The sequence below is a fragment of the Bradyrhizobium sp. HKCCYLS3013 genome (assembly GCF_051167615.1).
Lineage (GTDB): Bacteria > Pseudomonadota > Alphaproteobacteria > Rhizobiales > Xanthobacteraceae > Bradyrhizobium.
In genome coordinates this window covers 118,487-138,246 of the sequence record NZ_JBNPTK010000002.1, presented here as the reverse complement: position 1 = coordinate 138,246, position 19,760 = coordinate 118,487, and the positions used below count along the sequence as shown (strand labels likewise).

General features: G+C 65.2%; 21 protein-coding genes. 11 read left to right on the top strand and 10 right to left on the bottom strand.

The genetic code is table 11. From position 1 onward, the window contains the following. Positions 1-25: 25 nt before the first annotated feature. Positions 26-871: an aKG-HExxH-type peptide beta-hydroxylase gene (locus tag ACQR1F_RS04705; RefSeq protein ID WP_434912602.1), complete on the top strand. Its 846-nt coding sequence runs from the start codon at positions 26-28 to the stop codon at positions 869-871. A gap of 11 nt (positions 872-882) precedes the next feature. Then, on the top strand, positions 883-1,464 hold the full coding sequence (locus ACQR1F_RS04700; protein ID WP_316236500.1) for a hypothetical protein: 582 nt from the start codon (positions 883-885) through the stop codon (positions 1,462-1,464). A gap of 17 nt (positions 1,465-1,481) precedes the next feature. On the opposite strand, the gene rimO is transcribed toward ACQR1F_RS04700, so the two are convergent. After that, entirely contained in the window at positions 1,482-2,807 is a 1,326-nt protein-coding gene (rimO, locus tag ACQR1F_RS04695; protein ID WP_315800005.1) for a 30S ribosomal protein S12 methylthiotransferase RimO, read from the bottom strand. A gap of 113 nt (positions 2,808-2,920) precedes the next feature. Here rimO and ACQR1F_RS04690 point away from each other — a divergent pair, with 113 nt between their 5' ends. From ACQR1F_RS04690 to ACQR1F_RS04670, 5 genes are all read left to right on the top strand, one after another. Continuing rightward, positions 2,921-3,511: an ANTAR domain-containing response regulator gene (locus ACQR1F_RS04690; protein ID WP_315800004.1), complete on the top strand. Its 591-nt coding sequence runs from the start codon at positions 2,921-2,923 to the stop codon at positions 3,509-3,511. After that, positions 3,508-4,662: a CmpA/NrtA family ABC transporter substrate-binding protein gene (locus ACQR1F_RS04685; protein WP_434839547.1), complete on the top strand. Its 1,155-nt coding sequence runs from the start codon at positions 3,508-3,510 to the stop codon at positions 4,660-4,662. The genes ACQR1F_RS04690 and ACQR1F_RS04685 overlap by 4 nt, the downstream gene beginning before the upstream one ends. A gap of 343 nt (positions 4,663-5,005) precedes the next feature. Beyond that, positions 5,006-6,796: a NirA family protein gene (locus ACQR1F_RS04680; RefSeq protein ID WP_434839548.1), complete on the top strand. Its 1,791-nt coding sequence runs from the start codon at positions 5,006-5,008 to the stop codon at positions 6,794-6,796. Beyond that, positions 6,793-8,394 carry a sulfite reductase subunit alpha gene (locus ACQR1F_RS04675; RefSeq protein WP_434912601.1) on the top strand — a complete coding sequence of 534 codons (1,602 nt, stop codon included), beginning with the start codon at positions 6,793-6,795 and terminating at the stop codon, positions 8,392-8,394. The genes ACQR1F_RS04680 and ACQR1F_RS04675 overlap by 4 nt, the downstream gene beginning before the upstream one ends. 159 nt (positions 8,395-8,553) lie before the next feature. Continuing rightward, a complete protein-coding gene (locus tag ACQR1F_RS04670; RefSeq protein WP_315711980.1) occupies positions 8,554-8,703 on the top strand; it encodes a hypothetical protein in 150 nt (49 codons plus the stop codon). 6 nt (positions 8,704-8,709) lie between these two features. Here ACQR1F_RS04670 and ACQR1F_RS04665 read toward each other — a convergent pair whose 3' ends face one another. Genes ACQR1F_RS04665 through pxpB form a run of 3 tightly spaced genes read right to left on the bottom strand, consistent with a single transcriptional unit; the run spans position 8,710 to position 11,290 of the window. Beyond that, on the bottom strand, positions 8,710-9,477 hold the full coding sequence (locus ACQR1F_RS04665; protein ID WP_315800000.1) for a LamB/YcsF family protein: 768 nt from the start codon (positions 9,475-9,477) through the stop codon (positions 8,710-8,712). A gap of 50 nt (positions 9,478-9,527) precedes the next feature. Continuing rightward, a complete protein-coding gene (locus ACQR1F_RS04660) occupies positions 9,528-10,562 on the bottom strand; it encodes a biotin-dependent carboxyltransferase family protein (RefSeq protein WP_315799999.1) in 1,035 nt (344 codons plus the stop codon). After that, positions 10,559-11,290, bottom strand: coding sequence for a 5-oxoprolinase subunit PxpB (gene pxpB / locus ACQR1F_RS04655; protein WP_316178775.1), 732 nt, complete (start codon positions 11,288-11,290; stop codon positions 10,559-10,561). Before pxpB ends, ACQR1F_RS04660 begins: the two co-directional genes overlap by 4 nt. Positions 11,291-11,537: 247 nt before the next feature. Between pxpB and ACQR1F_RS04650 the strand changes: the two genes are divergently transcribed. Both ACQR1F_RS04650 and ACQR1F_RS04645 read left to right on the top strand, forming a co-directional pair. Continuing rightward, the gene (locus ACQR1F_RS04650) at positions 11,538-12,236 is read left to right on the top strand and encodes a ribonuclease activity regulator RraA (RefSeq protein WP_006613956.1); all 699 of its coding nucleotides are present in this window, start codon (positions 11,538-11,540) and stop codon (positions 12,234-12,236) included. A 54-nt stretch (positions 12,237-12,290) separates the two neighbouring features. After that, entirely contained in the window at positions 12,291-12,698 is a 408-nt protein-coding gene (locus tag ACQR1F_RS04645; protein ID WP_008965351.1) for a (R)-mandelonitrile lyase, read from the top strand. 77 nt (positions 12,699-12,775) lie between these two features. Here the strand turns inward: ACQR1F_RS04645 and ACQR1F_RS04640 are convergent, their stop codons facing one another. Both ACQR1F_RS04640 and ACQR1F_RS04635 read right to left on the bottom strand, forming a co-directional pair. Beyond that, positions 12,776-13,654 carry a DUF2147 domain-containing protein gene (locus tag ACQR1F_RS04640; protein WP_315799996.1) on the bottom strand — a complete coding sequence of 293 codons (879 nt, stop codon included), beginning with the start codon at positions 13,652-13,654 and terminating at the stop codon, positions 12,776-12,778. 91 nt (positions 13,655-13,745) lie between these two features. Beyond that, on the bottom strand, positions 13,746-14,222 hold the full coding sequence (locus tag ACQR1F_RS04635) for an Lrp/AsnC family transcriptional regulator (RefSeq protein ID WP_316215797.1): 477 nt from the start codon (positions 14,220-14,222) through the stop codon (positions 13,746-13,748). Between the two features lie 146 nt (positions 14,223-14,368). Between ACQR1F_RS04635 and ACQR1F_RS04630 the strand changes: the two genes are divergently transcribed. Both ACQR1F_RS04630 and ACQR1F_RS04625 read left to right on the top strand, forming a co-directional pair. Beyond that, positions 14,369-15,388, top strand: coding sequence for a 1-aminocyclopropane-1-carboxylate deaminase (locus ACQR1F_RS04630; protein WP_434912600.1), 1,020 nt, complete (start codon positions 14,369-14,371; stop codon positions 15,386-15,388). 1,036 nt (positions 15,389-16,424) lie between these two features. Further along, positions 16,425-16,976, top strand: a complete 552-nt coding sequence (locus ACQR1F_RS04625) for a DUF6714 family protein (protein ID WP_434883063.1) — start codon at positions 16,425-16,427, stop codon at positions 16,974-16,976. A gap of 45 nt (positions 16,977-17,021) precedes the next feature. Here the strand turns inward: ACQR1F_RS04625 and ACQR1F_RS04620 are convergent, their stop codons facing one another. From ACQR1F_RS04620 to ACQR1F_RS04605, 4 genes are all read right to left on the bottom strand, one after another. Beyond that, on the bottom strand, positions 17,022-17,444 hold the full coding sequence (locus tag ACQR1F_RS04620) for a PaaI family thioesterase (RefSeq protein WP_434912599.1): 423 nt from the start codon (positions 17,442-17,444) through the stop codon (positions 17,022-17,024). Beyond that, entirely contained in the window at positions 17,431-18,081 is a 651-nt protein-coding gene (locus ACQR1F_RS04615; protein ID WP_434883061.1) for a bifunctional transcriptional activator/DNA repair enzyme AdaA, read from the bottom strand. Before ACQR1F_RS04615 ends, ACQR1F_RS04620 begins: the two co-directional genes overlap by 14 nt. Before the next feature lie 85 nt (positions 18,082-18,166). After that, complete coding sequence (locus ACQR1F_RS04610) at positions 18,167-18,958, bottom strand: transporter substrate-binding domain-containing protein (RefSeq protein ID WP_434912598.1); 792 nt, start codon at positions 18,956-18,958, stop codon at positions 18,167-18,169. A 178-nt stretch (positions 18,959-19,136) separates the two neighbouring features. Continuing rightward, entirely contained in the window at positions 19,137-19,547 is a 411-nt protein-coding gene (locus ACQR1F_RS04605) for a hypothetical protein (RefSeq protein ID WP_316178771.1), read from the bottom strand. Between the last annotated feature and the right edge of the window lie 213 nt (positions 19,548-19,760).

Genomic DNA, 19,760 nt, shown 5'->3' with positions numbered 1-19,760 from the left:
TCAACAACCGTCGCGGGAGGAGACAATGATCGACTGGTCGCGGGCCGCGGCACCACAGGATGATCTGTATGACGCCTTGCTGGCCTGTCATCTCGCCAGCACGACCACGAACGCTCACCGGCCGGAGCCGTTCGTGCACCGGGTCGCCGGCCATTCGCCGCGCATCTTCGATGGCGCCGTGTCGGTTCGCTACGTGCAGCCGACCGCGCCGGGGGCGCCCGTATTCAGCAACGGTCCGCTGGAGCACCCCAACATCGATGCTGCCGTCGACTACGTGCGGCGCTGGCCGGTCGCCTTCGAACAGATGCGCATGCTCATCGATTCCTTCCATCCGTTGGCGCGTCCCGATGTTGCGGAGAGCGACTATCGCGAGGGCTATGGATCCTACAGCGGCTCGACCGACGACCGGCTGGGCACGCTGTTCGCCACCATCTTCGATCCGATCGGCCTGGCCCAGGCGTTCGTGCACGAGATGGGACACAACAAGCTTCGCGCGCTCGGCATCAATCTGGAATCCGCGGATCGGCTGGTGTTGAATCCGGCGGACGAGTTGTATGTCAGCCCCGTCATCAAGGATCGTTTGCGCCCGATGACCGCGGTGCTGCACGCGGAATATTCGTTTGCCTACATCACGGCGCTCGACATCGTGCTGATCGAGACCGAGCCGGATGAAGAGCGGCGCCAATTGCTGTTTCGCCTGCTGCGGCGCAATCTCGCCCGCATTGAGGAGGGGGTCGACGAGATCCGGCGGTACATCCGCGTCGACCGGGACGGAGAGGCGTTCGTTGCCGGCCTCTATGCCTGGATCGACGCGTTGATCGCGCGAGGCCGGCAGTTGCTCAAGACCCGCGAGGCGGCGGCGGTGCACTGAGGAGGCCGTCGTTGGACCTGTCAACGTGGCGAGCGCTGATGTCCGGCGAACGGCCCGCGCCGGATTGGCTTGCGGCCGACAACGGCTTCGCGTCCGTCTGCGGAATGCGAGAGGCTCACGCTCCCATCGCCGCGGCCGTAAGAACGGTCACGGCCGGGGCGCGCTACAACATCATCGATCTCGGATGCGGCAATGGGGCGCTGTTGGCCGCGAGTTGCGAAGGGACGCCTGATCTGCAGCCGCTCGGCATCGAGCGAGATTCACGAAAGCTCGTCCATGCGCGAGCGATGTTCGGACGAGCGGTTTCGCACTGGCCGAGTTGCGACATGTTCGCTTGCCCCGCACCTCTTGAGACGGCCGCTGATCGGAGCGTCGTTTTGATCATGCCCGGACGGTTGCTCGAAGCGGGCGCCGACAGGGCTGCCACACTGTGTCGGTGGCTTCGCAGCCACGCCGACATCATCCTCTGCTACGCCTATCCCGATTGGATCGCGCGCTACGGCAATCTTGATGAACTCGGCAGACACGCCGGCTTTGCATCATTGGAAAGCGTAGGACCCGACCGGACGATTGCGATCGGCCGGCTTCCCTGAATTGCCGTTGACCCGCGCTAGAACCCAGCGACCGTGCCGTGCAGGTCGTATTCGTCGGCACGCTCGATCTTGACCGTGACGATCTCGCCGACACGCAGCGGCCGCCGGCTGGACAGATAAACGGCGCCATCGATGTCCGGGGCATCGGCCTTGGTGCGGCCCTTGGCGACGCTCGGCCCGACCTCGTCGATGATCACCTGCTGACGCGTTCCGACCTTGCGCTTGAGCCTGCGCGCCGAGATCTTCTGCTGGCGGGCCATGAGCGCGTCCCAGCGCTCCTGCTTGACCTCGTCCGGGACCTGGTCGGGCAGGGCGTTGGAGGTCGCGCCGGCCACCGGCTCGTATTTGAAGCAGCCGAGCCGATCGATCTCGGCCTCATCCAGCCAGTCCAGCAGGTAGGCGAAGTCGGCGTCCGTCTCGCCGGGGAAGCCGACGATGAAGGTCGAGCGCAGCGCAAGATCCGGGCAGGTCGTCCGCCAGGCCTTGATCCGGTCCAGCGTCTTGTCCTGCGCCGCCGGCCGGCGCATCGCCTTCAGGACGTTGGGGCTGGCATGCTGGAACGGGATGTCGAGATATGGCAATATCTTACCGTCCGCCATGAGGCCGATCACCTCGTCGACATGCGGGTAGGGGTACACGTAGTGCATGCGCACCCAGGCGCCGAGCTCGCCGAGTTCGCGCGCCAGATCGAGGAAGCGAGCCCGGACGTTGCGGTCCTTCCAGGCGCTTTCGGCATATTTCAGGTCCAGCCCATAGGCCGAGGTGTCCTGCGAAATGACCAGGAGCTCCTTGACCCCGGCTGCGACCAGCCGCTCGGCCTCGCGCAGCACGTCGGCCGCGGACCGCGACACCAGATCGCCGCGAAGCTTCGGGATGATGCAGAAGGTGCAGCGGTTGTTGCAGCCTTCGGAGATCTTCAGATAGGCGTAGTGCCGGGGCGTGAGCTTGATGCCCTGCGGAGGAACCAGGTCGAGATGCGGGTTGTGCGCCGGCGGCGACGCGCGATGGACGGCGTCCAGCACGCTCTCATACTGCTGCGGGCCGGTGATCGACAGCACGCCGGGATAGGCCTGCTCGATCTGCTCCGGCTCGGCGCCCATGCAGCCGGTGACGATGACCTTGCCGTTCTCGGCCATGGCCGCGCCGATCGCCGACAGCGATTCCTGCTTGGCGCTGTCCAGGAACCCGCAGGTGTTGACGATGACGACGTCGGCGCCGTCATGCTTCCGGGCGAGCTCGTAGCCCTCGGCGCGCAGGCGCGTGATGATGCGCTCGGAATCGACCAAGGCCTTGGGACAACCGAGCGAAACAAAGCTGATCTTGGGCGCCGAACCCTGCTGCATCTTGGAACTGCCTGATGAGATAGGCGTCAGCTAGTCCGAATTGTCCAGAAAGACAAGGCTTTGAGGCGGCCACGTCCATGCTATGGGTGAGGGCCCGGACAACCTGGTGATCGATGAGCGCCGAGCAATCGCCTAAAATCGTGATCGTCGACGAAAGCCCGATCCGCGCGGCCATCCTGGAGGAGGGCTTGCGGGAGGCGGGTTTTACCGGCGTGGTGCATGTCAGCGAGATGCAGGGTCTCCTGGCGCGCATCTATGCCCTGGACCCGGACGTCATCGTCATCGACCTGGAGAACCCCAGCCGCGACGTGCTGGAGCAGATGTTCCAGGTCAGCCGCGCCGTCCGCCGGCCGATCGCGATGTTTGTGGACCAGAGCGACGCGGCCTCGATCCAGGCCTCGGTCGAGGCGGGCGTCTCCGCCTACATCGTCGATGGGCTGAAGAAGGAGCGGATCAAGCCGATCCTCGACCTCTGCATCTCGCGCTTCAATGCGTTCTCCAAGCTTCAGGACGAGCTCGAGCGCACCAAGTCCGCGCTGGAGGACCGCAAGGTGATCGACCGCGCCAAGGGCATTCTGATGAAGATGAAGGGCTTCACCGAAGAGGAAGCCTATGTGCTGTTGCGCTCCACGGCCATGCGCGAAAAGAAGAAGATCGGCGAGATCGCGCAGTCGATCCTGACCGCCTCGGAGTTGTTGAAATGACCGGCCCGCTTCGCATTGGCTTCATCCCGCTGGTCGATGCCGCCGCGCTGATCGTCGCCGTCGACAACGGCTTCACCGCGGCCGAAGGTCTCGACGTCACGCTGGTCCGAGAGGTGTCGTGGTCGAACGTGCGCGACAAGCTCAACATCGGCCTGTTCGACGCGGCGCATCTGCTGGCTCCCGTCGCCATCGCGTCGAGCCTGGGCATCGGTCACGTCAAGGTGCCGATCGTGGCTCCTTTCAATCTCGGGGTGAACGGCAACGCGATCACCGTGACGCCGGCGCTGCATGCGGCGATCATGGCCAATCTCGATGGGGATCGTTTCGACCCGATGGCGACGGCGCTGGCGCTGGCGCGCGTCGTCGCGGAACGGCGCAAGGCCGGGCGCGAGCCGCTGACGTTCGGCATGACGTTTCCGTTCTCGACCCACAACTATCAGTTGCGGTTCTGGATGGCCGCAGGTGGCGTCGACCCCGATGAGGACGTCCGCCTCGTGGTGCTGCCGCCGCCCTACATGGTGGAGAGCATCGCCAACGGTCACGTCGACGCGTTCTGCGTCGGAGCACCGTGGAACTCGATCGCAGTCGATCTCGGCATCGGCCATATTCTCCACTTCGTGTCTGACGTGCTGGTGCGCGCGGCCGAAAAGGTGCTGGCGGTCAGGCAGAGCTGGGCTGACAAGAATCCCGGCGCTCTCGCCGGCCTGGTTCGCGCCTGCGCCAAGGCCGCCAATTTCATCGAACAGAACCACGCAGAATCCGCGCGCATCCTGGCTCAGCCGGAGCGGATCGGCGTCGATGCGGAGGTGCTCCAGCGTACGCTGGACGGCCGCCTCAAGATCTCGCCGGACGGCACCTTCCGCGAAAGCTCGCGCTATCTGCTGGTGGGCCGCGAAGACGCGGGACGGCCCGAGAAGATCCAGGCGGCATGGCTCTATGCCCAGATGGTGCGGTGGGGCCAGACTCCCCTAAGTACTGAAGCCCTGGGCACTGCCATGGGCGTGTTCCGGCCGGACATCTACGACGCGGCCATGGGCACGGCCGCGGTCGGCACGGATGCCGCCATCGGCGCATTCGCCGGTCCGCCTTTCGCGGCGGACGACGTGATCGGCCATCTCGAGGCCTTCAAGATCGGCCGCTGGACGGCCTGATTCACGCACCGATCACGGTCTGGGCACCGTGTGCCGTCGACCAATTTTTGGGCGGCGTGCCCGTATTTCGAGGCTTGAGTCGGTTAACTTGCCTTCATTGATTCGATCAGCATTCTGATTTTACACGCTTTTCCTGATTTTTCAGGCTGGCACGCAACTTGAATATTGCAGTGCAGTCAGCCGCCGCAGATGCCGCTGACTGCAATCCGTGTCGGATTTCCGCAGCAACGAAGCTGGTCGGATCTTTCATCGGAAGCAGGCCATGTCGGCCTGTCGGACGGTGCGATCCTCATCCCATTCCCGAACGCCAACCACCGTGGCCGCTGGAGCTTCGTCCGCCATCATGAAAATCGAATCGTTGTCAGTCGACTTCAACGACGAGCAGAAGCGCTACCTTGAAGGGTTGGCTGCGGGCCTCAAGGTCACGCTGGCGGGGCGCGGCCAGGGTGGCGCGCCGATAGCAAACGAGCCGACCGGTCCTGACGCCATCCACGTCAAGGCGCAGGACAAGGTGATCGCGTCGGGACGGAAGCTCGTCGACCAGGAGAAGGTCAAGCGCGAGCTCCATCCCTTCGATGCCTACGAGCGGCTGAAGGAGCAGGCGCGCAATGATGCCGCGCCATCCACGGCCGACAATTTCCGCTGGCGCTATTTCGGCTTGTTTCACGTCGCGCCGGCGCAGGACTCCTACATGTGCCGTCTGCGCATTCCCAACGGCATCCTGAAGCACTGGCAACTGACGGGCCTTGCCGATCTCGCCGACCAGCTTTGCGGCCCCTACAGCCACGTCACCACGCGGGCCAACCTGCAACTGCGCGAAATTCCCCCAAGGCACGCGGTCATGCTGCTGGAAGGACTCTCGGATCTCGGTCTGACGGCGCGCGGCTCCGGCGCCGACAACATCCGCAATGTGACGGGGACGCCAACGGCCGGCATCGATCCGCAGGAATTGCTGGATACGCGGCCTTTCGCCCGCGAATGGCATTTCCACATCCTCAACGACCGCTCGCTGTACGGCCTGCCGCGCAAGTTCAATGTCGCCTTCGACGGCGCCGGACGGATCGCGGCACTGGAGGACACCAACGACATCGCGTTCTCGGCGGTCGAGGTGAAGGACGGCTTTGGCGTTGCGCCGGGCGTGTGGTTCAAGCTCGGCCTCGGCGGCATCACCGGACACAAGGATTTCGCCAAGCCGACAGGGATCATCGTCGAGCCGGAGCGGGCGACCGAGGTGGCCGACGCCATCGTGCGGCTGTTCATCGAGACCGGCGACCGCACCAATCGCCTCAAGGCGCGGCTCAAATATGTGCTCGACAGCATGGGTCACGACAAGTTCATGGAAGCCGTTGAAACAAGGCTCGGCCGCAAGCTGGCGCGCGTCCCCGACGAGGCGCTCGCGCCGCGGCCCGACGCCGATCGCATGGCCCATATCGGCGTCCACCAGCAGAAGCAGCAGGGGGTGAACTGGATCGGCGTGGTGCTGCCGTTGGGCAAGCTGACGACGGACCAGATGCGCGCGCTCGCCAAGATCGCAGCCGATCTCGGCGACGGCGAGATCCGGCTCACGGTGTGGCAGAACCTGCTGCTCTCGGGCGTTCCCGACGACAAGGTCGCGCTGGCCTGTGCGGCGATCGAGCAGATCGGGCTGTCGACAAAGGCCTCGCACATCCGCGCCGGACTGATCGCCTGCACCGGCAACGCCGGCTGCAAGTTCGCGGCATCCAACACCAAGAAGCATGCGGCCGAGATCGGCGACTGGTGCGAGAGCAGGGTGGACGTCGACACCCCGTTGAACATCCATCTCACCGGCTGTCATCATTCCTGTGCCCAGCACTACATCAGCGACATCGGCATGATCGCGGCAAAGGTGCCGGTCGGTGATGGCGACGACACGGTCGAGGGCTATCACCTGTTCGCCGGCGGCGGGTTCGGCCCGCAGGCCGACATCGGCCGCGAGGTCTATCGCGACCTCAAGGCGGCGGATGCGCCTGTAACCGTTGAGAAGCTGCTCAAGGCCTATCTCGCCCATCGCGCCTCTCCCGAGGAGACCTTCCTGTCGTTCGCACGCCGTCACGACGGCGAGGCGCTGCGCAATCTCGCCGAAGCCCAGACCTCGTCGGAGGTGTCTGCATGAACCAGATCACGCCCATGCCCAAGATCGAGATCATTCCTTCGACGGCGCCATTCTCCGAGGCGCAACGCTCATGGCTCAACGGCTTTCTGGCCGGAGCGCTCGGCTTCGACGGCGCGACAGCGTTGTCGCCGGCGCAGAACGGCGCCGTGCTTGCGCCCGCGGGCGACGGTGACGACGGCGAGGCGCCATGGCACGACCAGACCATGCCGATCGCCGAGCGCATGAAGCTCGCCGAGGGCCGTCCGCTGCGCCGGCGCATGATGGCGGCCATGGCGCAGCAGGACTGCGGCCAATGCGGTTACAATTGCAGCGACTATTCGGATGCGATTGCCGATCGCAGCGAGGCGCGGCTGAATCTGTGCGTCCCCGGCGGCAAGGAAACCGCGCGGATGCTCAAGGCTCTCTACGAGGAGATCGACAAGGCTCCGGCGGCGGCCAAGCCGGCTGCGGCTGCGCCAGCCACCGTTTCCGTCGTCGTCAGCGAGCCCGGCCGCTCGCGCGACAACCCGGTCGAGGCGACGTTCCTGTCGCGGCGCCTGCTCAACAAGCCGGGCTCGGAGAAGGAGACCTGGCACATCGAGTTCGATCTCGGGGAGAGCGGGCTCGACTACGTCGTCGGCGATTCCTTCGGCATCTTCGCCAAGAACGATCTCGGCCTCGTCGATCAGATCATCGCGCTGCTCGGCGCCTCGCACATGACCGAGGTGAACGGCAAGCCGCTGCGGCAGTGCCTGTTGGAGGACGTCTCGCTGGCGCCGGCGCCGGATTCGCTGTTCGAGCTGATCTCCTTCATCACCGGCGGCGCAACCCGCGAGAAGGCGCGGCAGCTGGCGCAGGGCGAGGATCCCGATGGCGACGCGGCGACGCTCGACGTGATGGCGGTGCTGCAGAAGTTCTCCGGCGTCCGGCCGCATCCGGAGGCCTTCGTCGAGGCGCTGGAGCCGCTGCAGCCGCGGCTCTACTCCATCTCGTCGTCGCACAATGCCACGCCCGGCAGGTTGTCGCTGACGGTCGACTGCGTCCGCTACGTCATCGGCAAGCGCAAGCGGCTGGGACTTGCCTCGACGTTCCTGGCCGAGCGGATCAATCCCGGCGACAAGCTGCGCGTCTATGTGCAGAAGGCGCACGGATTCGCGCTGCCCGCTGATCCGAAGACGCCGATCATCATGGTCGGTCCCGGCACCGGCGTCGCGCCGTTCCGCGCGTTCCTGTACGACCGCAGGGCGACCGGCGCGCCCGGCAAGAACTGGCTGTTCTTCGGACATCAGCGCAGCGACTGCGACTTCTTCTACGCCGACGAACTGAACGCCATGAAGACGGCCGGCCTCCTGACGCGGTTGTCGCTGGCGTGGTCGCGCGACGGCGACAAGAAGTTCTACGTCCAGGACCGCATGCGCGAGGTCGGGCGCGAGGTCTGGACCTGGCTCGCCGACGGCGCCCATCTCTACATCTGCGGCGACGCCAAGCGCATGGCCAAGGACGTCGAGCGCGCCCTCGTCGACATCGTCGCCCAGTTCGGGGCCCGCTCGACCGACGAGGCCGTCAGCTTCGTGGCCGACCTCAAGAAGAAGGGCCGGTTCCAGCTCGACGTCTACTGAGCGGGAACCCTGCGGAGAATATTCTCGGCCGCGAGCCCGGCCGAGAATTTTTTGGTTCCAGCGGGACCCGAAGCAGGGGGCTTGTCGTTATTTCGCCGGTTGCCTTGCACCGGCCCGCGAGAACGCTTTTCTCATGGCCGGAACTTCAGGAGACCGGCCATGCGGACGATATCGACGCCCCTGCGACAGATGCCCCAGGCCCGCGCCATTCGCGAGCGCGGCGCAACTGTCGCGTTGGTTGCGTTCTACAGCGCGATGGCGCTGATTGCCGCGATCACCCTGGGCACATCCTTCACGCACCCGTTCTGATCCTCCTCACCTCTTGAACGGCGCGACCGTGATGCCGGCCGCGTCGAGCGCCTTGCGGACCTCCCGCGCAATCTCGACCGCGCCAGCGGTATCGCCGTGAATGCAGACGGTGTCGGTGCGCATCTTCATCACCTTGCCCGTCACCGAGATCACCGCGCCGTCCTGAACCATGCGCACGACGCGATCGGCGATGACCTTGGGATCGTGCAGCACGGCGCCGGGCTTGCTGCGCGACACCAGGAGTCCGTCGTCGCCATAGGCGCGATCGGCGAACACCTCGTGCGCCATCGACAGATTGGCCTTCTCGCCCGCGGTCACCAGCTTTGAGTTGGCGAGCACGACGAAGATCAGGCTGGGATCGACGGCCTTGATCGCCTTGGCGATCGCGTTTGCCGTCATGTCGTCCTCGCAGGCGACGTTGGACAGCGCGCCGTGGGCCTTCACATGCGTGACCTTGTGGCCGGCCGCGGTGGCGATCGCCTGCAGCGCGCCGATCTGATAGGCGACGAGGTTTTCGATCTCCGATGATTTCAATCCGGGTACCGGACGCCGGCCGAAACCATGCAGATCGCGATAGCCGGGATGCGCACCGACGCTGACGCCTTTGGCCTTCGCCATCTCGACCGTGCGGCGCATGATGTCGGCATCGCCGGCATGAAAACCGCAGGCGACGTTCACCGACGTCGCCAGCTCGATCATGGCGGCATCGTTGCCCATTTCCCACGGGCCAAAGCTCTCTCCGAGGTCGCAGTTCAGGTCGACGGTGCTGGTCATGTCAGGGTCCGCTCGTTGATGGGTCCGAAACAGCGTGAGATGTGCTCAAATCAATCGGGAGTCGCTCCGGGCCAGGTGGTGGCGTCGGTTGCGCTGACCGCATGACCGGCGACATTGGCCGTGAACAGCGCATCGACATTGAAATCGCTGTTGGCGAGCTCGGTGACGCGGCCGGGCAGGCTGCGCAGCAGATCCTTGTAGCGGCGCAGCTCGGCCTGCGCCTCGGCGATGCTCACGGCCTTGAAGCGGAATGGCGTGCCGGCGGGCGTCTGCGCCAGGCGGCCGAAATCCGCCGTGATGACGGTCGCGATCTTCGGATAGCCGCCGCTGGTGCCGCGATCGGACATCAGCACGATCGGCGAACCGTTGCCAGGCACCTGGATGCTGCCGTCGACGGTGCCGTCGGAGACGATGTTGTGGCCATGGAGATGGCGGATCGGCGGTCCTTCGAGGCGATAGCCCATGCGGTCGCTGGTTGCTGACACCATCCAGTCGCTGCCGAGGAACAGCGCTTTCATCTCGTCGCTGAACTCATCGTCCTGCGGCCCCATCACGACGCGGATCACGCCGCTCATTCTCGGCACATCAATCCGCAGTTCCGGCGCGTCGCTGGCGGGGGTGACCTCGAACCTGTCGCCGGCCTGGAGCGGCCGCGGGTAGGGGCTGCCGAGCCCGGCGCGCGCATTCACCGAGAGACTGTTGAACATCGGCTCGCCGGCGATGCCGCCTTCGATGGCCAGATAAGTGAACGAGCCGCCGCGCGCAAAGCCGAGCGTGAGCTGCTCTTCGTCGTTCAGTGTCACCGACGTGTTGATCTCGATCGGCCGCTTGGCGACGTCCGCCGGCCGCTGCGCGCCGGCGAGCGCCACGCGCACCGCGCCGCCCTTCGCCGCGAACGTCGCGCCGAACGGGCCGATCTCGATCGCAGCCGCCATCGGCACATTGCCGACGAGGCTGTTGGCTGCGGCCAGCGCCAGCTTGTCCATCGCGCCGGATGGCGTCAGTCCGTAGCGCTGAGCGCCGAAACGCCCACCATCCTGGACCGAGCTTGCCGGACCGATCTGTGAGACGACGAGCGTGCTCATGCGGCGATCCGCTCTGCGATGAGCTCGCCGCCCTCCGCGGCGCGCTCCTGCTCCGCGAAGGTCTTCACGTCGACGGCGTAGAAGCTGACCTCGTCGCCGGGCTCGAGCAGGAAGGTCGGGTCGCGGTGCAGTTGAAACGTCCGCATCGCGGTGCGCCCGAGCAGGTGCCAGCCGCAGGGGCCGGCAAGGCACTGGATGCCGGTCTGGATGCCGCCGATCGCGATGATGCCTGCCGGTGTCGCCAAGCGCGGGTTCTGCCGGCGCGACATCTGCAGCGTCGGATCGAGACCGGACAAATAGGACCAGCCCGGCGTGAAGCCGATCATCGCGACGCGATAGATGCCGGCGACATGGCGGGCGACGACCTCGTCCGGCGTCAGGTTCAGCGCCTTGGCGACGTCCTCCAGGTCGATGCCATTCTCGCCGCCGTAGCAGACTGGAACCCGCCAGCGCCGGATCTCGCTGTCCGGCGCAAGCGACCCGGCCGACAGCGCCAACAGCTTTGCCCCAAGCGTGTCGTGGTCGATCACACCTGCATCATAGTGCACCAGCAGCGAGCGATAGGTCGGCACCGTCTCGGTGATGCCCGCGATGGCGGCGGCAGTCAGCGCATGGTCGAGCGCAAGCACGCGGCGATTGGCGGTCTCGTCGATGGTCCGGCTGAACTCGACGGTGACCGCGCTGTCGCCGCTGGGCAGCAGGCGAGGAGGTGGAAAAGAGTCGGCCATCTGTCCGAGAAGATCCGTGTTGCTGTTCCTCATCTAGCCGCTTTCGATCGCCAGTGGAATTGCGCTGGAGACAAAAAGTCTCGAAAATTCAATAAATTAATCGGATGCCCCGCGATAAGAAGACCTTATCGGGCCGCTGCAGGCCCCGCATGCGCTGGGCGCACTGAGCATGCCCTTGACGCGGCCTTCGTCGCTCGCAAGATGCGCCTGCTTTTTCCGCCAGCCTGTTTGGAGCGCCAGTCTCACAATGTCCCTCACTCCCGAAGCCATCGCTACCCTCTCCCAGGTCACTACGGCGACCATCACGACGGTCCTGCTGAAGAAGGGGTTGCGCAATGTCTGGCTGCGCGGCGCCAAGCCGCTGCGCCCGGGACAGAAGCGGCTGGTCGGTCCCGCCTTCACGCTGCGCTTCGTGCCGGCGCGCGAGGATCTGGCGACGCCGGAATCCTGGTCGTCGCCGATCTCGACCCGCACCGCGATCGAGGCGATGCCCGAAGGCTGCATCGCCGTGGTCGATGCGATGGGCGTCAAGGACGCCGGCATCTTCGGCGACATCCTGTGCGCCCGCATGGTCAAGCGCGGCGTCACCGCGCTGATCACCGATGGTGTCGTGCGCGACCTCGAAGGCGTGATGGGCACCGGCCTGCCGGTGTGGTGCGATGGCTACGCCGCGCCGCCGTCGGTCGCGGGGCTCACCTTCGTCGGCTGGGGCGAGGCGATCGGCTGCGGCGGCGTTGCGGTGTTTCCGAACGACGTCATCGTCGCCGACCAAGATGGCGCGGTGCTGATCCCGCAGGCGATGCTCGATCACGTGCTCGCCGAAGGCCCGGAGCAGGAGCGCATGGAAGCCTGGATCGTCGACGAGGTGAACAAGGGCGCGGTGCTGCCGGGCCTCTATCCGATGAATGCCGAGACCAAGGCGCGCTACGCGGCGTCGAAGAAGTAGGTCGCGGCCGACGCAGCGATCGATCGACTGCAAGGACTCAGGAAAGGCAGAACCATGGTGGATGTTTATCTCGCGGGCTCGCGCCCCACGCGCCGCGCGGCGGCCGAAAGTTTCACCGGTACGGTGTGGCAGGACCCGATCATCACGCCGCAGGCGCCCGCCCGCGTCGCCTCGGCGCGCGTGGCGTTCGAGCCCGGCGCGCGCACCGCCTGGCACACCCATCCGCTCGGACAGACGCTCTACGTGATTCAGGGCGTCGGTCGGGTGCAGGCCAAGGGCGGGCCGGTGCGCGAGATCAAGGCCGGCGACGTCGTGTGGATTCCGCCGGGCGAGAAGCACTGGCATGGCGCCGCGCCGACCACCGGCATGGTCCACGTCGCGATGCATGAATCGCTCAACGGTGAGCACGTGACGTGGATGGAGCACGTCACCGACGAGGAATATGCGACGCCGGTCGGCTGATGCGGGACTAGCAAGACCAAGAGCGCGCGGTCGCAGGGCCGCGCGCTTTGCTTTTGGAGGCGCGTCGCGCGCCGGGCTCAGTTCACCCGCGTCCAGGTCTGGCCGCCGCAGAACATGCCGCCGAAGGCGCAGCCCTGCACGCGCAGATTGTCCGCTCCCTTCAGCGCGATGGTCGAATCGTAGGTGCTGCCGCTGTTCGGATCGAAGATGCGGCCGGTCCACTTCTTCTCCTGGGCCTTGTCGCTCGGCCGCATGTTGATCAGGATCTGCTCGCCGTTCTGCTTGGTCTTCGCATCCACGGCGTAGCCGCAGAGATTGGCGCCGCAGGGCTCGATGCGGATCTGGCCCTCCTTCTCCTCCGTCAGCCAGATGCCGACCGGCGAGTTGGGATCGCGACCGGCGGTCTGCGCCGCAGCGGGCGGAGCGGCTGCGGTGGTCACGGCAGGCGTCTGGGCTGGACGCGGTGGCGGCGGCGCGGCGGCGGGAGCCGGAGCAGCAGCAGGAGCCGCAGCGGCCGGCGGCGCAACAGGTGCCGTGGCATTGGCGGCTGGGGCCGCCGGAGGTGGCGGCAGCGGCGCCGGTGGCGCGGCCGCCTGGACGGGAGCAGGAGCGGCCGGCGGGCTCACCGGTGCGGCTGCCGTCGGAGCAGGCTCGGCGGGAACTGGAGCAGGGACCGCGACGGCGGGAGCAGGCGGTTGCGGGGCCGGGGTGACCGCCGCCTCGGTGGGCGCCGGAGCCGGCTTGTCCGCCGCGGCCGGCGGCCTGGCCGCCTGATCCGGATCGCGCTTGGTGCGCTTGGACTTCTTCTGCTCGGTATTGTCGTAGACGCCGGGGATCTGCACGGTGCCGCGGTCGGGATCGATGCGGATCGTCTTGCCGCCGTACTCGATGACGTACTGCGCCTCGGCGGCACTGCTGGCCAGAACCACGGCAGCAACGGCCAACAGCCTCTTCATCAGGATCTCCACGATGTCGGTTGCTGATGTGAGCGAGCTCACGCGCAATTAAGTCGCCGCTGCGGCAGCCCTGGTTCAACGCGCCCTCTGCTCAGAAATCCAGCGGCGCATTGTCGACCACCTCCTTCATCACGAAGAAGGTGCGGGTCTGCCGCACGCCGGGCAGCGAGATCAACTGGTCACCATGCATGCGGTTGAAATCCTGCATATCGCGAACGCGGATCTTGAGGAAGAAGTCGAAATCGCCGGCGACGAGATGGCAATCGAGCACGAATTTCAGCTTGCGGATCGCGGCCTCGAAAGTGCGAAAGCTCTCCGGCGTCGAGCGGTCGAGCACGACGCCGACCAGCACCAGCGCGCTGCGCTCGACCTTCTCGGGGGCGATCTGCGCACGCACGCTCCTGATGTAGCCCTCCTCGAACAGGCGCTGGGTGCGGCGATGGCAGGTGGCCGGACTGACATGAACGGTGGCGGCAAGCTCGGCATTGCTCATCCGGCCGTCCTTCTGCAGCAGTTGCAGGATGCGGCGGTCGACGCGGTCGAGATCGATGCTGGAAGGTTCTTTCATTCTTGCTGTCATGGATGGGAGTTTCTCTTACGGATACCGAAAATCGGCGGACGTAAGCACGAAAACACAGGGTAATAAAGAGAGCACCTTTCTCCGCCTTTTTCGTATGTTTCGGCCGGCCCATTCATCCACCCACGGAGAGACCCGTGCTTCGGCTCGACAAGTTCAAGAAGTATCCGCTCACCTTCGGTGCCACTCCGATCGAGCATCTGCCGCGGCTGACGGCGGCGCTTGGCGGCAAGGTGCAGATCTACGCCAAGCGCGACGACTGCAATTCCGGTCTCGCCATGGGCGGCAACAAGCTGCGCAAGCTCGAATACATCGTGCCGGACGCGATCGAGTCCAATGCCGACACCCTGGTCTCGATCGGCGGCGTGCAGTCCAACCACACCCGCATGGTGGCGGCGACCGCGGCCAAGATCGGCATGAAGTGCGTCGTCGTCCAGGAGAGCTGGGTGCCGCACGAGGACGCCGTCTATGACCGCGTCGGCAACATCCTGATGACGCGCCTGATGGGCGCCGACAGCCGCATCGTGGAGGACGGCTTCGACATCGGCATCCGCAAGAGCTGGGAAGACGCGATCCAGTCGGTCAAGGATGCCGGCGGCAAGCCCTACGGCATTCCGGCCGGTGCCTCCGTGCACAAGTTCGGCGGCCTCGGCTATGTCGGCTTCGCGGAAGAGGTGAGGGCGCAGGAAGCCGAGATGGGCGTCAAGTTCGACTACATCATCGTCTGCGTCGTCACCGGCTCGACCCAGGCCGGCATGATCGTCGGCTTTGCCGCGGATGGACGCGCCGACCGCGTCATCGGCATCGATGCCTCCGGCACGCCGGAGCAGACCCGCAGCCAGGTGCGGCAGATCGTCGACAACACCGCGGAGCTGGTCGAGCTTGGCCGCAAGGTGCGCGACGACGAGATCGTGATCCTGAAGGACTACGCCTATCCGGCCTATGGCGTTCCGAGCGCCGAGACCAACGAGGCCATTCGCCTCGCCGCCCGCACCGAGGCGATGATCACCGACCCCGTCTACGAGGGCAAGTCGATGCAGGGCATGATCGACCTCGTCAAGAAGGGCTACTTCCCTGAGGGATCGAAGGTGCTCTACGCCCATCTCGGCGGCGCGCCGGCGATCAACGGCTACAGCTACACGTATCGCAACGGCTGAGGCCTGTTTGAACTCCGTTCGCTGCGCGGTTATGAGCCGAGCTTTCACAACACGCTCCACTGTCGTCCCGGCCTCGAGCCGGGACCCATAACCACCAGCGGGACTGTTCTGCAGGCCTGCACCTTCGCACCTGCCACAAACGACGGCCTGTGAGTATGGGTCCCGGCTCGAGGCCGGGACGACACCGTTTGTGTCGCCCGAGCGATCCGCACCTAACACTCTAGAGCATGACCTTGCTGTCTCGCGACGCATGACGTCCGAGTGATTCCATCAGTCGTGCCCCTCTCGAATAGAAGAGGGCGCAGGGAATGCCGGGTGAGGGCCTCACCCATGGCCCGCCTGCGTAAAAAAATGCAGGCGGCAGGTACCACAGGTGCTGCCGATCAACCGGCATTCCCTGCGCGACGGTCTTAACGCTTATACGCAGTCTCCCTGGTGCGCCGGGCTTGTTGGCCACCATCACCACGCGGCGCCTTGAGCACCATCGCGGCTTGATACCAGCGTCGGGGTATCAGGACGCTGCGACTTCACGTCCGCAAGCTGCCGTTCGTCCGCGTGCAAGCACGCTCTCGGCATCTCGCGGCCATCGCCTCCCCACCTCGCGTGTCGTGACGATCGCGCGCAACGCCCCTCTTCGATGAGGCGGGATGACGATAGTCAATCATAGTCTTCTGAAAAACGGAAGATGAATATTTTTAGCGAGGGGACTGGACAGGGGTCTTCCCATTGAAAATGCTGGCGAACATTCCGTTTTGGCGCAGACCATTTGCGGCATTCTTGCATGGCGGCCCGATCGCCGCCCAGATGGGCTCTCTACGACGTCCCACCGAACGTCGCAGTCGTCCGTCGTATGGCTGCTCCGGAGCAATTCCGGAAGTCCAAACCCAAACAAGCCGCCCCTAGAAACAATGCGTTAATCGTGACTCTTGGTCTCATGTGTCCACAGTGAGCCTAGGGTTTAGGTTGAGAGCTGAGACCTTGGCTTCACGCGTCGAACGTCAATCAGGCGCGGCTCTGAGTATCTTGCAAGAAAATCATGACAGTTTCCGCCGACGCCATAATCGAAGAAATACGACAAGCCTTCCCAGCGCGGCGACGACAGGGTCGCTTCCTTCCGTTGGTCAACAGCGCCCTAGGCGACGAGCCAATGCGGGTAATCGCGGCATTCTACGATAAGGATGACTGGACAACGCTCGCGCCTGAATGGCTGGACAAGGTGCCAAGCGGCCTTGGATCAGCTTTGAGCTTTCTGGCGGATGAAGCGATTTGCTTCTACATACCTGCCTATATTATTGCGGATTTGACCACCCAGTTGCGGATGGCCGACCCAATCTTCGCACTCACTCACGGCTTTGCCCCCCGATCACACAATAAGCGGGCCAAGCCGCAAAGCGAGAAGTGTTGGGCTGAATATGCTCGCAATCGCTGGAGCTGGTTGGATCACGGCCAGGCTGTCGCGATCGTTCATTATCTTGAATGGGGAGTACTGCGAGATCGGCGAGATCACGGCCATATCGTGAACAACGACATCGTCGAGGCACTCGGAACGTATTGGTATCATCGAGCGGCAAAGCCTCCAGAACGCTGACCATCTCCCGCAATGGGTCACAAGTGGCCACGGGCAAGAGCTTCATCACGCGCCAAAGATCAGGCAGGTGGTCGTGCCATGCGCGAGAAGTCGACCGCCTGCATCGATGATCCGGCCCTCGGCGGTGCCGACGCGCCTACCGCAGGTAAGGACGGTTCCCTCGGCGCGGATCACTCCCCTGTCTGGTTTGATCGCTCGCAGCAGCGAGATCTTGAACTCGAGGGTCGTCTGAGCCACGCCCTGGTCAAGCATCGACCAGATGGCGAGGCCCATACAGCTATCGAGCAGCGCCGCGGAGAGGCCGCCATGCACGGTGTCGGCTGGATTGAGGTGAGCATCCGTGGGAATCGCGGTCACGACGACGCGGCCTTTTGACGCTTCCGCGACGTCATAGCCAAGCGTGCGCGCGATCGTGTTGAGCGGCAGCGTCCCGTCTGCGAGCCCCTGGACGAATTCAAGGCCGCTCATCTGCTTGCGCCTGATGTCGTCGACAGTCCCGTAGTTTCTGTCCGACATTTTCGATCCCTCGCTGTTGCTGCATCGATCTCGGCTTGCGTGGACGCAGCCTCGATGGCGGACGACCGTAGAGAGCAACGAAAGTCGCGCTCATGCGGCGCTGACTGGAAAAACCGGCGCGGCTTGCGATCCACGCAATTGGCAGGTCCGTCTCATCGAGCAGCCGCTTGGCGCGTTGCATGCGCAGCGATTGCGCGATCTGCATCGGCGATGCGTCGAGATGCGCCGCGAACAGGCGCGCCAGGTGACGCGCGGAAATCCCGAGTCGCTCGGCCAGCGCATCGATGCCGTCATGGTCGAGCGCACCGGCCTCGATCAGGGTCAGCGCCCGCTCCACGGTGCTCTGCGTTCCCTTCCAGGCCGGGCAGAACGGCGCGGTCTCGGGGCGGCAGCGCAGGCAGGGGCGATAGCCGGCGCCTTCGGCCGCCGCAGCGCTTCGGTAGAACTGGACGTTCCGCGCCAGTGGAGTCCGCACCCGACAGACCGGCCGGCAGTAGACGCCGGTCGTCTTGACGGCGACGAAGATGATGCCGTCGAGCGCCGGGTCTCGACGGCAGAAGGCTTGGTAGAGGGCAGCAGGATCGCGCATGGCTCACGATGTACCGCGATTGCCGGTGCACCGCGAGCCTGCGCCGATGATGAGGTCCGAAAATGACCGTCGCGCAGCCTTGGCCTCACTCGAACCAGGCCTTGTAGATCGCCTGGTAGCTGCCGTTCTCGGTCGAGATGTGCAGCCACTGGTCGACGAACGCCTTGAGCGCCATGTCGCGCTGCAGCCAGTAGGCTTTCTCGGAGAAGTCGAACGGCTTCTCCGGGTGGACGGCGCACAAGACACCAGGATGCAGTTTCTGCTGGTAGCGCGTCTCAGAGGCGTCGGTCATCATCAGGTCGGCGTCGCCCTTGGCGATCTCGTCGAAGATGGTGACGTTGTCGGTGTGGACGCGGATGTCGGCGGCCTTGATGTTGGCGCGGGCGAAGCGCTCGTTGGTGCCGCCCGGATTGACCACGACCCGGGTGCCCGGCTTGTCGATGTCGGACAGCGTCTGGTACTTCGAGGTGTCGCTGCAACGGGCGATCGGGGTCTTGCCCTCGCGCATGATCGGCGTCGAGAAGTAGCCCTTCTTCTGGCGGTCGAGCGTGATCGACACGCCGCCCATGGCGACGTCGAACTTGTCGGCCTCGAAATCCTTCATGAGCTGCGGCCAGCTCGTCGGCACGAACTCGACCTTGACGCCGAGCGCCTTGCCGAGCGACTCGGCCATGTCGACGTCGAAGCCGGAGAATTTGCCGGTCGCCTTGTCGAGATAGGTGAAGGGCTTGTAGTCGCCGGTCATGCCGACCCGCAAGCTACCGCGCTGCACGATCTCGTCGAGCCGCGAGGCCTGGTCCGCGGCCGCCGGCACGGCAAGGCTGCAGACGAGGACGAGCCCGGTCAGGACGGACAGCGGACGATCGAAAAACCCCATGATGGCGACACCTCGGCTTGAGTGGGACGAGGGTCTTCTTACAGGAAGCGGTGTCGCGGGACGAGGGGCAGGCGGCGGTCGCATCGTTCGGATCGGCTCACGGCCGCCGCCAGCGGTCGAGCCTCCTGGTCCACCAAGCAATGCCGCGCATCATTCAACGATGCGCGGCCACCGAGCGCTAGGTCCGGCCGGGTTCGACCGGAGCAAACGCACCCTTGCCGGTCATCTCGTTCTTCAGTGCCTCGAAGCGCTCTGCCGCCTCGCGCGCACGAGTGTCGACCATGTCGATGGCGGCTTCGGCCGTCATCGGGCCGCTACTGACGGCGATCGAGGTCGGCCCGACGGTCTCATCGACATAGTAGCCGTCCTCGCCGCGCCGCGCGGTCCAGCGGAAGCGGATCGCAGAGATCGGGCCGGGACCGATCTTGGTGTAGCCGTCGGCCTGATCGAATGAGACCACCGTACCCGTGGCCTTTCTGGCTGGAGAGTTGGGAACAGGCGCGCTCGCCCGGTCGTCACGCTTCGCAGATTCCGGCTTGTCGAGGATGCTCGCTATCGTTGCGAGCGCGTGCTCCGTCGCAACACTCATGATCGCCTCTGTTCCTACTGACGCGCGCAAACGCCGACGCCAATAGCTGCAGTTGTAGCGAAGTCTGGGCGAGATGCAACATTGCGTTCAAATTTGGGCGACAAAGCGGTGGATGAAGATCCCCGCAGGACGGCGCTCGACTCAGCCGGCTCGTCTCCAAACGTGAATGGCCGGGATGGAGCCCGGCCATGATCATTCGAGCACTGAGCACAA

What these genes read in the sequence shown, in the direction of transcription:
- ACQR1F_RS04605 (WP_316178771.1), bottom strand. Translation starts at nt 19,547, where the DNA reads ATGAGTGTTGCGACGGAGCACGCGCTCGCAACGATAGCGAGCATCCTC.
- ACQR1F_RS04635 (WP_316215797.1), bottom strand. Translation starts at nt 14,222, where the DNA reads ATGAAAGAACCTTCCAGCATCGATCTCGACCGCGTCGACCGCCGCATC.
- rimO (WP_315800005.1), bottom strand. Translation starts at nt 2,807, where the DNA reads ATGCAGCAGGGTTCGGCGCCCAAGATCAGCTTTGTTTCGCTCGGTTGT.
- ACQR1F_RS04665 (WP_315800000.1), bottom strand. Translation starts at nt 9,477, where the DNA reads ATGACCAGCACCGTCGACCTGAACTGCGACCTCGGAGAGAGCTTTGGC.
- ACQR1F_RS04680 (WP_434839548.1), top strand. Translation starts at nt 5,006, where the DNA reads ATGAAAATCGAATCGTTGTCAGTCGACTTCAACGACGAGCAGAAGCGC.
- ACQR1F_RS04690 (WP_315800004.1), top strand. Translation starts at nt 2,921, where the DNA reads ATGAGCGCCGAGCAATCGCCTAAAATCGTGATCGTCGACGAAAGCCCG.
- ACQR1F_RS04645 (WP_008965351.1), top strand. Translation starts at nt 12,291, where the DNA reads ATGGTGGATGTTTATCTCGCGGGCTCGCGCCCCACGCGCCGCGCGGCG.
- ACQR1F_RS04705 (WP_434912602.1), top strand. Translation starts at nt 26, where the DNA reads ATGATCGACTGGTCGCGGGCCGCGGCACCACAGGATGATCTGTATGAC.
- ACQR1F_RS04685 (WP_434839547.1), top strand. Translation starts at nt 3,508, where the DNA reads ATGACCGGCCCGCTTCGCATTGGCTTCATCCCGCTGGTCGATGCCGCC.
- ACQR1F_RS04610 (WP_434912598.1), bottom strand. Translation starts at nt 18,958, where the DNA reads ATGGGGTTTTTCGATCGTCCGCTGTCCGTCCTGACCGGGCTCGTCCTC.
- ACQR1F_RS04675 (WP_434912601.1), top strand. Translation starts at nt 6,793, where the DNA reads ATGAACCAGATCACGCCCATGCCCAAGATCGAGATCATTCCTTCGACG.
- ACQR1F_RS04620 (WP_434912599.1), bottom strand. Translation starts at nt 17,444, where the DNA reads ATGAGCGGCCTTGAATTCGTCCAGGGGCTCGCAGACGGGACGCTGCCG.
- ACQR1F_RS04615 (WP_434883061.1), bottom strand. Translation starts at nt 18,081, where the DNA reads ATGCGCGATCCTGCTGCCCTCTACCAAGCCTTCTGCCGTCGAGACCCG.
- pxpB (WP_316178775.1), bottom strand. Translation starts at nt 11,290, where the DNA reads ATGGCCGACTCTTTTCCACCTCCTCGCCTGCTGCCCAGCGGCGACAGC.
- ACQR1F_RS04625 (WP_434883063.1), top strand. Translation starts at nt 16,425, where the DNA reads ATGACAGTTTCCGCCGACGCCATAATCGAAGAAATACGACAAGCCTTC.
- ACQR1F_RS04640 (WP_315799996.1), bottom strand. Translation starts at nt 13,654, where the DNA reads ATGAAGAGGCTGTTGGCCGTTGCTGCCGTGGTTCTGGCCAGCAGTGCC.
- ACQR1F_RS04650 (WP_006613956.1), top strand. Translation starts at nt 11,538, where the DNA reads ATGTCCCTCACTCCCGAAGCCATCGCTACCCTCTCCCAGGTCACTACG.
- ACQR1F_RS04660 (WP_315799999.1), bottom strand. Translation starts at nt 10,562, where the DNA reads ATGAGCACGCTCGTCGTCTCACAGATCGGTCCGGCAAGCTCGGTCCAG.
- ACQR1F_RS04670 (WP_315711980.1), top strand. Translation starts at nt 8,554, where the DNA reads ATGCGGACGATATCGACGCCCCTGCGACAGATGCCCCAGGCCCGCGCC.